This window comes from Marinomonas fungiae (assembly GCF_001418205.1).
Classification (GTDB): domain Bacteria; phylum Pseudomonadota; class Gammaproteobacteria; order Pseudomonadales; family Marinomonadaceae; genus Marinomonas; species Marinomonas fungiae.
In genome coordinates this window covers 42625-52374 of the sequence record NZ_LIQF01000019.1, presented here as the reverse complement: position 1 = coordinate 52374, position 9750 = coordinate 42625, and the positions used below count along the sequence as shown (strand labels likewise).

The following is a 9750-nucleotide window of genomic DNA, read 5'->3' as shown; positions in this document are numbered from 1 at the left end:
TGCCAATGAGCATGATCTAAACCAAATCACTGAACTCATGCATGGCGATGAGACGTTTGTCTCTGCTGACTCAGGCTATCGTGGCGTAGAAAAACGTGAGGAAACCAAAGATAAGAAATTGGACTGGTTGATTGCGGAGATGCCAAGCAAGGTTAGGGAATGGAAGAAGCATCCCCGTATTAATAAAACCCCCATCAATACTAAGTACATAAAAGCGAGTATCAGAGCAAAAGTCGAGCACCCATTTCGCATATTGAAGTGCCAGTTTGGCTTCCGTAAAGCGGTCTATAAAGGGTTATCCAAAAATGATAATAAGCTCGCGGTGTTGTTTGCACTGGGAAATTTGCTACGAGTAGATTAGATGATCAGGTCTGCAAAGGGTTAATCCGTCTTGATGACGGTAGTTGGAGCTTTAAAGCCTCCAACTAGGGTACAAGACGCGCTAAAAACTAAGATTTTGAGTAAATTAAAGAGCAAATCAAGTTAGTAGTGATTTCGTGCTAATTAGCTGACTTAATCGCATGTTCCTTAAGTCAGTATGCGAAATATTGCTCAGGTTATCGGTATTGAAGGGCAAGACGAAGACATTGCTGAATTTACTCGCCGACTGGTGTTCAATACCCTAATTGGCAATGCGGATATGCATTTGAAGAATTGGTCTGTGATCTACAAAGATAAGCGCACCGCATCGATTGCGCCTGCTTATGACTTTGTTTCAACCATTCCTTATATCCCCGATGATAGTGCATCGCTGAAGGTGAGCCGTAGCAAGAGATTCAGCGATTTCACGCTGGATGAGCTATCACACTTAGCGGCTAAAGCCATGTTGCCAGAAAAATTGGTGTTAGATACTGCAAAGCAAACTGTAGCAGGCTTCCATGAGGTATGGGCGAAAGAAAAAGCGCATTTACCCCTTACAAAGTCAGTGATTGAAGCCATCGAAACGCACTTACGAAGCATACCGCTACGTTGAATTACTAGTAGCTAAAGCGTACATATCGATAAAGATGGTTTAACTTTACGCGATTTTACGGCGCTTTGCGCCGTAAACTGGAAATTTGGTAAACCGTACAATGATACCGATGTCTTGATAAGGCTGATCTTCTGAAAAAAATCATGCATCTTTCTGACCATCAAAAAGTGATGAATCAGGCGATGATAGCTTTACATTGATTTTCAGGAGAATGCAGATGACAGCAGTGGCGCACCAGGTAACCCCTTTTCTAACATCTTACGAAGTGATGGCTCGTTCCCACATTAGCTATACGACGCTCTGGCGAAGAATAAAAGATGGCAGCTTGCTGCAACCTCGTATCAACCGAAATACACGAAACAAGCTGTGGCACATTGAAGACTTGGAGAAGTATGAGAAGAAAGAGGATTGAGCCTATTTCTTTTGTTGCCCGAAACGCCAGTTGAATGGAAAGCCTGTCGGCTCGATGATGGGCTCTAGCTGTTGATACCAAACGTCGTAAGCATGACGCATTTCATCCAGGTACTGATATTGGTTATAGATAGCATCCAACCCTTTTTTGCTGTGGCCAATCATCAACTCGGCAACTTCTTGCGTCGTGATGGCTGACATTCGCGTTCGCATCGTTCTGCGAAGATCATGCATAGACCAGTGCTCCATCTCAATACCAAGCGACCTTCGAGCCCAGATTTTCACATTGTTAGGAATAGTGGTATCAAAGCCATTTGTGGCAAGTTCTTCTTGTCCGTTCGCGGGAAACAAGTAAGTTGATTTACTCATCTGCATCGCCAGTTCAATCAGCTCAATAGTAGGCCTAATCAATGGCCGCATGATTGGCGCTCCAATTTTCTCACCTTGTTTGCGGATCTCTATGGGCACTATCCACATTGCAGATTGCAAGTCAAAGTGATGCTTTTCAGCTTGAATGAGTTCGCCCTTGCGACCGCCCAATAGCAGAAGCAGTTTTATGTAGATGCGATTCTTCTCAGTGATTTTTGACTCGTGCAAATAGCGCCAAAGTATCCTGATCTCGTTGTCATTTAGCACCCGAGTTCGTTTTCCTTTTTTACCGCCAACCTTTTTTGCTGTGATCCCAGCGGCAGCGTTAATTTCCAAAATTTGTTCATCAATCAGCCAGTCATAAAACTTGTACAGCACAGACACCAGACGTTCTGTGTTTGAAGGGGACGACTCCGAAACCTCACGAAGACAGTTTCACAAGGACAATTCATTGATGTCAGTTAATGGGTACTTGCCAAGTCGGGGCAGCAAATATATTTCACTGCTGCGTTTTTGGTAGTGCTGCGTTTTCTCCTTTAGCCCTTTCTTACCGGCAGAGTCTATCCAGTCTCGAAAAATCGATTCGAAGCTTTGATTGGCAGAATACTTGGCCCGTTCCTGCTGTAGGTAGAGCTTGGGGTTTCTGCCCTGATCAAGTACCGCCCTTAACCTATCCAGCTCATTCCTAGCTTCAGCAAGCTTCATAAGTGGGTAAGTACCTATGTCTACCCGCTGTTGCTTGCCATCAAACTTATAACGAAACTGAAAAACAATTTTGCCCTTGGGCGATACCCGAGCACTTAGCCCATCTCGGTCGGCTTTTACTATGGTTTCTTTTGCTTCTTTATTTAACCTGACATCGAGCCAGCTAACTGATAACGCCATGTTATAAGCCCAGCTCTAGTTTTGATTTTAATGATTGTTTACGTGATTCTGCTTTGGGTTCTAGCGCTGTACTCACAGAAGTATTTTCAACTTCTGGTGCATGGCCATCCACCGGTGTAGATGTAGTGGATAGATTGGGTTGGCTCATTTGAATTAACCCAAAGGTGGCCAGCATCCGCAGACGCTCAGCCCGTTCCCGTGGTGGCGTCTTTTCCAATTCTTTGAGCAGTTCAGGGTGGCTCCCTGGTGGAATGTTGACGACAACTCTCATAATCATGACCCATAAAACCAGAAGCCTCGGACGTTCGCCAAAATAGATTGTTCTGGCACGATGATCTTGCTTCGTGAAAAAATCTCCTTGGCCGCTTCCTTATAAGCCAAGGCCCCACCTCCGGCGATCAATACTAAGTCCGCATTGATGCTCTCGTCACGCATGGATTGGCGCATGGCTGTAAGTGCAACAGGCGCTACCCTTTTTATGGCTGCATTCAGATAAGGTGAAATATCGACTTTTTCACCAAATAGCAGGACCTGCAAGTCGCCGGTTCTCATTGCTTTTTCAAGTCGATCCATTCCGACTTTGGCACCATGATCTTCCGAAATCAGCTTATCAATGGTTTCCAGTAGCACGGACATTGCCTGAAGACTGGTTCCTGATGAGCTGTAGCGAATTTCTCCAGCCTCAAGGGCAACCCAATCAACAGAAAAGAAGCCAGGGTCTATGACCACGACGCGACCTTCTTCAATCAAGCCCAGATCACCACCTGCTTGAACCATATCCATATAGGCACCGGCAGGCTGCGGTAGTACTTTGACGTCATGAACGGTGATACTGCGCTTAGGTGTCACTTGATGGACACCTTTTAGACGCTTCACAAGGTCAGATCTACGTTGTGGTTCATGAAACTGGGAAACCGGTAATCCAGTGACAAGCAAATCGATGGACTCAGTTTCAGTCATTAACAAGGCGGCATGAAAAAGCGCCTTATAGGTTTTTGTGGTGGGATATTCCGGATGAAGTTCTCGTTCCCAGCCTTGAAGGCGTCCAGCAGGCACACCAGCGGCCCAACGCTCATTATCGACAGATACATACAAACAAGTTTCATCATCGCCTCCACCTATACGCTCAGGCATACGTTCCGCAGGACCGGCACCCGCAGGCAGAATAATGGTTTTCGGTTCACTGCCTGATTGGCCAGATGCCAGCTTCAGGTTTGAGTAACCGATATCTACGCCTAGTACAAACATACTTATCTCCTGTGCACTCAAAGTGCTCTAACGGTTTTCAATCAACCGCGCTAATCACGCTTGGGAATGTCCAAGTGCTCTGGCGGTTCACTCAAATGTCATTATCAGGATTCGGTGTACTGGCGGTGGGCAGAAAGGTGACAAATCCTTTCATCTATCTGCCTATTGCATTTTCGCAAAAGTATGAGAATAGGCTCTGTTTGGCGGCGGATGACCTAGTCAAAAAAATCGAGACGCCAAACGTCGTTTGCATTCTGGCTTGAACTTGCCAAACGGTTTGTATTTTCATGGCGATACGTCTTTTTAGGCGTTTTTCAGTGAAATCGGCCTGTATCCCTTGTCAGGTATGGGATTGCGCGAGTTGATTTATATCGAGACGCCAAACAGTGATTGTTACGGCAGTTTTACGTTTGGCGTTTCGATCCAAAAGCCAAACGGATAGTGGTTTTGGCTTTTGGGGTTAATTGGATGGGGAAATTGGTTTGGTAGAAATCGTCAATGAACAATGGAAAGCAGAGGTATCAGATTTACTTCAGCAAGAAACAGACAGGCTAAAAGCACTGGCACGAGCTGAAGTTGATGACTTTTGGGTTACCCATTACAAGGTTCGTGAGAATGCGCCCTTTAAAGATTGGGGGCTGCTTGGTGTCCGTATCAGAGACTTTAAGTATGGCTTTGGCATAGAGTGGTACATCAACAGCTTTCACGGTCAACGAGGCAAGCGCGTGGTCTTTAGCAAGGGACTGCGTATTTCAAAGACGAAGCTGAGATACTCATTTTTGGACTGCCAAGGTCTAGCCAAAGAATGGGAGTTAGCGCTGGCCATGGAGAAAGAAGAATTCTTCAGTGATGTTCGACGCCAGGTTGATAAGCTCAACATGCTACGTCGCAGAGTGAATGCCTATTGAATCACAGGGTCTACTTTACTCGTGGTAACTGGTCCCAGCGTGTTGTGTAGGCGGGAGACAAATGCTCTCGCTTCATCGACCAATCTTTCTTCGTACCTTGTCCAGCAAAGAAAACCTTTCCGGCACCGCTTTGATTAATGGTGTCCAATACAGACATTAACTGTTGACTATTGGAGCGGGTCGATACGTCATCGAATAGACCTGGTTGAAACATGCCGGGATCGTAAAAGTCAGACAGCATGACGCCCGCTTTGGCATAACGAAAACCATCCTTCCAAATTCGCTTGAGTAAGTGATTGGCCAGCTCGATAAAATCACGCGTATCGCAACTGGGGATCAACAACTCGCCCGATGCGGAATTGCTGTACTGCGGCTCGTTGTCCTTAAAGGGGCTGCTTCGTATGAACACGGTCATCACTTTGGCTTGCTGCTGTTCTTTGCGAAGCTTCTCAGTGGCGCGGGTTGCGTATTCGCATATGGCTTCACGTAACAATTCAAAGTGCGTCACTTTTACTCCAAATGAACGGCTACAGACGATTTGTTTCTTAGTTGGCGGGATCTCTTCAAGTTCAATGCACGACTCACCATTGAGCTCTCTGACGGTTCTCTCTAAAACTACTGAAAACTGGTCTCTGATGGCTCTAGGAGAGGCGTTGGCTAGGTCTAAGGCTGTGGTGATACCCAGAGCATTTAATCGCTTAGAAAGCCGTCTACCAACGCCCCAAACATCATCAGCCGGAACTAATGCGAGCAATCGACGTTGCCGATCTGGATTGGTCAGGTCTACAACGCCCTGAGTGGCTGGATACTTTTTGGCGGCATGGTTTGCCAGTTTGGCGAGTGTTTTAGTCGGTGCAATGCCTACACAGACGGTGATCCCAATCCAGTTACCTATCCGCTCTCGCACTTGTTGTCCGAACTCGACAAGGGATAGGACAGATTGAATACCGGTTAAATCCAAAAACGCTTCGTCAATAGAGTAAATCTCTACTTTTGGTGCCATCTCTTCCAAAGTGCGCATCACTCGACTGCTTAAATCTGCATACAGCGCGTAGTTGGATGAGAATGCTAAAATGCCATGACGCTGCATTTCAGCTTTGATCTGAAAGACGGGGACGCCCATTTTAATGCCGAGTGACTTGGCTTCACGTGAGCGAGCTACCACGCAGCCGTCGTTGTTGGACAGCACCACAACCGGCGTATCTTTTAAATCAGGGCGAAATAGCTTCTCACAACTGGCGTAAAAGTTGTTGCAGTCCACCAAGGCAAATACAGGCATAGGATCGTCACGACTTACGGCGCATGTTTCGCACCACATGAGTGACTACACCAAAGAGCTCTAACTCGGTCCCTTCAGGAATTCGGATGGGGTGATATGCCTGATTTCTTGGGATCAACTTGACGCACGGCCTTAGCTGAAGCTCCTTCACAGTGAACTCTCCATGAATACCAGCAATGACAATGTCACCGTGTTTAGCTTGGACAGAGCGATCAACCACGAGAATGTCATCAGGGTAAATCCCTGCTTCAATCATTGAATTGCCTTCAACACGAACAAAGAACGTTGCAGCCGGTCGCTTGATGCACAGCTCGTTGAGGTCGAGTGTTTGCTCAATATAATTCTGCGCTGGAGAGGGAAAACCAGCAGAAACGCATTCCATAAACAATGGTATACGAAAACGCTTGGCTTTGATGAAGTTAGTTTCGTGGTTACGACTTATCACTGAGACACTCATGAGAAACCTGTTAAAAATCCATATACTGTATATTTAAACAGTATTGGGTAATATTGTCACTTCTACAAGTTAAATTGTTGATAAAGAGGTGAAGTGTGAGTAGGGCGGCGTCCGCTTCTTTGTCGTGTTTAGAAAATAAAGGCAGGTAACAAATGCATTTCCGTCAAAGCCTGCAAGGCTTGGACAATACTGCTTCTGCCTACTGCTCTTGTTTCTGATCCTGTTACTGCTACTGGTTAACGCATGGGTCAAGTAACCGTCAGATAACGCTTGGTGAACCCTTTGCAAAGGGTTTAAAAACAGTTAGTAAAATTCTGCTTCGTATTGAATTTACTGGCTTAAAGCGAAGTCAGGAGCATCATTAAAATGCTCAGTTGAGCTCAGTTAAAGCCTTTTTCGACCGTTTGAAAAGGGGTTGGCTAAGCACTACGTAAAGGGTATCGGGAAGGGTTGCCTAAACGGTTTAACTAAGGCTTTCTGAAAGGCTTAGCTAAAGCCTTCATACATGGGTTCACCCAGTAGAAAGATTAAAAAAACGCTGAGGTATCCAAGGTGCATTTTGTACAACCTGTGGCACAGTGAAATCACCTAAAGCGAACAATAGAAGTGAAGAGGAACCATCAATGACAAGAGCCCCTGCGCCATTTCCGCTAGAGCGCCTCGCGGATATCCCAGAAAGACCAGAAGATTTTAGATTGCTGGAACGCATTCCTTTAACGCGTGAGCCGCAGTCCTGGCCACTTGCACTTTCTCCTATCGTCGGTGACGAACAGCCAATGGTGCTGCTCGATACAGAGACAACCGGACTGTCTGCCGATGACGAGTCCATTATTGAGCTTGGTATGGTTAAGGTGCTTTACAGCCCCTCGGCTCAGCGGATTGTGTCGATTGTTGATGTGATCAGCTTGTATGAAGATCCCGGCAAGCCAATCCCCGAGCTGATTACCGAGTTAACCGGCATCACCGATAAGATGGTGCAAGGCCAGCACATTGATGATTCACTGGTAGCGAGTTGGTTATCCGATGATCCGCTGGTGGTTGCACACAATGCACAGTTTGATCGTCCTTTCTTTGAAAAGCGGTTTGCCGCATTAGGCCATCTATCTTGGGCCTGTTCAGCTAGCGGCATAGATTGGAAAGCACTGGGCTTTGAAAGTCGAAAGCTTGAGTACCTGCTGCTTCGCTTAGGCTGGTTTTATGAAGGACACCGAGCTGCAACCGATTGTTTGGCGATGGCCTGGTTGTTTCATTTGTTGCCCGACTCCGTTGCAAACTTGTTGTCTGAAGCAGGCAGGCGAACAGTGTTAGTTCGTGCGTTTGGTGCGCCGTTTGACGTAAAGGACTATTTAAAAGAGCGCGGTTACCGCTGGCATGACGGTGTTAAAGGTGCTAACAAACATTGGTGGCGCGAAATCAGCGAAGACGAGTTGCCGCAGGAACAAATTTACCTGGATGATTTGTATCATCGTGGCTCAGAACATGCCCACTATGACTACAAAGATGCCCGCAATCGATTTAAAGCTTTGTCATAGCCCCTTGCATATTTGAAAATCTCTGGAAAATGGAAAGTGAACTCATGGTTTAACCAACAAGAGGAATCTTTCCATGTACCAAGACACCTACATTGAATACTGGGGCGAAATCTTCGTCTCTGCCCGCATCATTGAATTTGGCATCACGTTCGAGCGCTTTCTTAAAGATCCATGGAAGCACTTGATGTCCTGTGGCCAAGAGTCTGCACCAGACGCGATTGCTGAAGGGATGCTGCCATTGCTACCAGCCCAGGCAGAAGTTGCCAGGCGCATTCGGGAGAGTGAGCAACGAGCCCTGATGTCCACAGACTCGGAAAAAGGGAAGTCTCAAAGCAGTAACATCGTGGTGCCACTGGCTCGGGTAGCGCATTGATAGCGGCTATCAGCAATGACACGAAACAAGGCCTTCACGCCCATAACTGAGCGGCAATTGCAATCAAGATCAAAAAGTTGCCTCTTAGTCTTCCCTACAAAATAATTTGTGATAGGATGATACCTAATAAAATTAATTAGGTTGAGGCCTATTCAGTGTTTTATGGCCATCTGTCCAGCTTCAACCGGTAGAGATTGATTAGTCATTGCGGATGAAGAGCAGCATTGAGTGACGCTTTTCAATGTGATTACGCGATGTCGGTCCGTATTTTATAAACAGAGTTTTAAGAAACTGGTTGATTTGGATAAACAAGACGCATGACAAATGATGGTCTGAAACAAACGGTAGTGGCGAAGTCAGATAGGCTTTCGCAGATAGAGCAGTTGCCACAAGCAACTAGGGATCGCATTGCCCATATCGATTTCACCTTATTGTTTAAGGGAGAGGCGGTACGGGCAGATTTAGTCGATCGCTTCAGCATTGCCGCTGCACAAGCAACGAAAGACTTCACAATGTACCGAGAGCTTGCACCAGGCAACATTGAGTATGACCAAAAGCTCAAGTTGCATAAGCGTGGTGAAGCTTTTGAACCCTTGTTCGACTATGACGTTGTGAGAACACTGGCGACGATTAGCCAAGGGTACGGTGATGGCTTCACTGGAAAGGTAAAACCACCCCTTGCTTGTGAAGCGCCTTATCACCTCAACAAGCCGAGTTTATCGATAGTGGCGAAAGTCACCGAGGCCATACACAAAGGCAAAGCCTTGCGTATCACCTATGTATCGTTATCGAGCGGTGAAACCACGCGTGAAATTGTGCCGCATACGCTGGTGGACAATGGCCTGCGTTGGCATGTTCGTGGTTTTGACCGCAAGCATAATGAGTTCCGTGACTTTGTATTGACCCGCATTAAAGCAGCGGTTGTGCTTGAAGATTCCACTTTGTCGCCCTCTATTGTTAAAGAAAGTGAGCTCGAATCCCAAGACCGGCAATGGAATCGCTTTGTAGAGCTAGAGTTAGTGCCACACCCACGTATTGAGCACAGCGAAGCGATAGAGCTGGACTATGGTATGACGGGTGGCGTTCTAAAGGTTGAGATTAGGGCTGCAACCGCTGGGTATTTGCTTCGCCAATGGCATGTGGATTGTTCCAAAGCACACAGCCTTCAAGGCACTGAATACCAACTTTGGTTAAAGAATACTCCGACACTCTACGGGGTCGGAAATTTGAATTTAGCTCCAGGGTTTAACGAATGATGTTCGACGACAGTGAACATTGCGTAACCAATAAACGAATTAAAAGCAGGAATTAACAA

At 46.4% G+C, this 9750-nt stretch carries 13 protein-coding genes; 7 read left to right on the top strand and 6 right to left on the bottom strand.

Translation table 11 applies throughout. The features are described 5' to 3' along the window. From ASC49_RS18185 to ASC49_RS18175, 3 genes are all read left to right on the top strand, one after another. The coding region (locus ASC49_RS18185) for a transposase (protein ID WP_141656878.1) at positions 1 to 361 on the top strand (361 nt) is incomplete at its 5' end. A gap of 177 nt (positions 362 to 538) precedes the next feature. Continuing rightward, the gene (locus ASC49_RS18180; protein ID WP_428838693.1) at positions 539 to 973 is read left to right on the top strand and encodes a type II toxin-antitoxin system HipA family toxin; all 435 of its coding nucleotides are present in this window, start codon (positions 539 to 541) and stop codon (positions 971 to 973) included. Positions 974 to 1190: 217 nt separating this feature from the next. After that, entirely contained in the window at positions 1191 to 1385 is a 195-nt protein-coding gene (locus ASC49_RS18175; RefSeq protein ID WP_055464663.1) for a hypothetical protein, read from the top strand. Positions 1386 to 1387: 2 nt separating this feature from the next. Here the strand turns inward: ASC49_RS18175 and ASC49_RS20380 are convergent, their stop codons facing one another. From ASC49_RS20380 to ASC49_RS18160, 4 genes are read right to left on the bottom strand one after another with little or no spacing between them, the layout of a single operon-like run. Next, on the bottom strand, positions 1388 to 2131 hold the full coding sequence (locus tag ASC49_RS20380) for a tyrosine-type recombinase/integrase (protein ID WP_428838692.1): 744 nt from the start codon (positions 2129 to 2131) through the stop codon (positions 1388 to 1390). Between the two features lie 57 nt (positions 2132 to 2188). Further along, positions 2189 to 2638, bottom strand: coding sequence for a DUF4102 domain-containing protein (locus ASC49_RS20375; RefSeq protein ID WP_428838691.1), 450 nt, complete (start codon positions 2636 to 2638; stop codon positions 2189 to 2191). 1 nt (position 2639) lies between these two features. Beyond that, positions 2640 to 2909 (bottom strand): hypothetical protein, encoded by a 270-nt coding sequence (locus ASC49_RS18165; protein ID WP_055464662.1) that lies wholly within the window; start codon positions 2907 to 2909, stop codon positions 2640 to 2642. A gap of 2 nt (positions 2910 to 2911) precedes the next feature. Next, positions 2912 to 3886, bottom strand: coding sequence for a ParM/StbA family protein (locus ASC49_RS18160; protein ID WP_055464661.1), 975 nt, complete (start codon positions 3884 to 3886; stop codon positions 2912 to 2914). Positions 3887 to 4350: 464 nt separating this feature from the next. Here ASC49_RS18160 and mobI point away from each other — a divergent pair, with 464 nt between their 5' ends. Further along, positions 4351 to 4794: a conjugative transfer protein MobI(A/C) gene (gene mobI, locus ASC49_RS18155; protein ID WP_029627953.1), complete on the top strand. Its 444-nt coding sequence runs from the start codon at positions 4351 to 4353 to the stop codon at positions 4792 to 4794. A 10-nt stretch (positions 4795 to 4804) separates the two neighbouring features. Here mobI and umuC read toward each other — a convergent pair whose 3' ends face one another. Further along, entirely contained in the window at positions 4805 to 6112 is a 1308-nt protein-coding gene (gene umuC / locus ASC49_RS18150) for a translesion error-prone DNA polymerase V subunit UmuC (RefSeq protein ID WP_428838690.1), read from the bottom strand. Next, on the bottom strand, positions 6081 to 6530 hold the full coding sequence (gene umuD / locus ASC49_RS18145) for a translesion error-prone DNA polymerase V autoproteolytic subunit (protein WP_055464659.1): 450 nt from the start codon (positions 6528 to 6530) through the stop codon (positions 6081 to 6083). The genes umuC and umuD overlap by 32 nt, the downstream gene beginning before the upstream one ends. Positions 6531 to 7153: 623 nt before the next feature. Between umuD and ASC49_RS18140 the strand changes: the two genes are divergently transcribed. The 3 genes from ASC49_RS18140 (at position 7154) to ASC49_RS18130 (ending at position 9691) form a co-directional block, all read left to right on the top strand. After that, positions 7154 to 8062, top strand: coding sequence for a 3'-5' exonuclease (locus tag ASC49_RS18140; protein ID WP_055464658.1), 909 nt, complete (start codon positions 7154 to 7156; stop codon positions 8060 to 8062). A gap of 73 nt (positions 8063 to 8135) precedes the next feature. After that, a complete protein-coding gene (locus ASC49_RS18135; protein ID WP_055464657.1) occupies positions 8136 to 8435 on the top strand; it encodes a hypothetical protein in 300 nt (99 codons plus the stop codon). A 317-nt stretch (positions 8436 to 8752) separates the two neighbouring features. Continuing rightward, entirely contained in the window at positions 8753 to 9691 is a 939-nt protein-coding gene (locus tag ASC49_RS18130) for a WYL domain-containing protein (RefSeq protein ID WP_055464656.1), read from the top strand. The last annotated feature ends 59 nt before the right edge of the window (positions 9692 to 9750 follow it).

Coding starts and splice junctions, on each gene's coding strand:
- ASC49_RS18180 (WP_428838693.1), top strand. CDS start 539: ATGCGAAATATTGCTCAGGTTATCGGTATTGAAGGGCAAGACGAAGAC.
- ASC49_RS18175 (WP_055464663.1), top strand. CDS start 1,191: ATGACAGCAGTGGCGCACCAGGTAACCCCTTTTCTAACATCTTACGAA.
- ASC49_RS20375 (WP_428838691.1), bottom strand. CDS start 2,638: ATGGCGTTATCAGTTAGCTGGCTCGATGTCAGGTTAAATAAAGAAGCA.
- ASC49_RS18165 (WP_055464662.1), bottom strand. CDS start 2,909: ATGAGAGTTGTCGTCAACATTCCACCAGGGAGCCACCCTGAACTGCTC.
- ASC49_RS18160 (WP_055464661.1), bottom strand. CDS start 3,886: ATGTTTGTACTAGGCGTAGATATCGGTTACTCAAACCTGAAGCTGGCA.
- umuC (WP_428838690.1), bottom strand. CDS start 6,112: ATGTGGTGCGAAACATGCGCCGTAAGTCGTGACGATCCTATGCCTGTA.
- umuD (WP_055464659.1), bottom strand. CDS start 6,530: ATGAGTGTCTCAGTGATAAGTCGTAACCACGAAACTAACTTCATCAAA.
- ASC49_RS18140 (WP_055464658.1), top strand. CDS start 7,154: ATGACAAGAGCCCCTGCGCCATTTCCGCTAGAGCGCCTCGCGGATATC.
- ASC49_RS18135 (WP_055464657.1), top strand. CDS start 8,136: ATGTACCAAGACACCTACATTGAATACTGGGGCGAAATCTTCGTCTCT.
- ASC49_RS18130 (WP_055464656.1), top strand. CDS start 8,753: ATGACAAATGATGGTCTGAAACAAACGGTAGTGGCGAAGTCAGATAGG.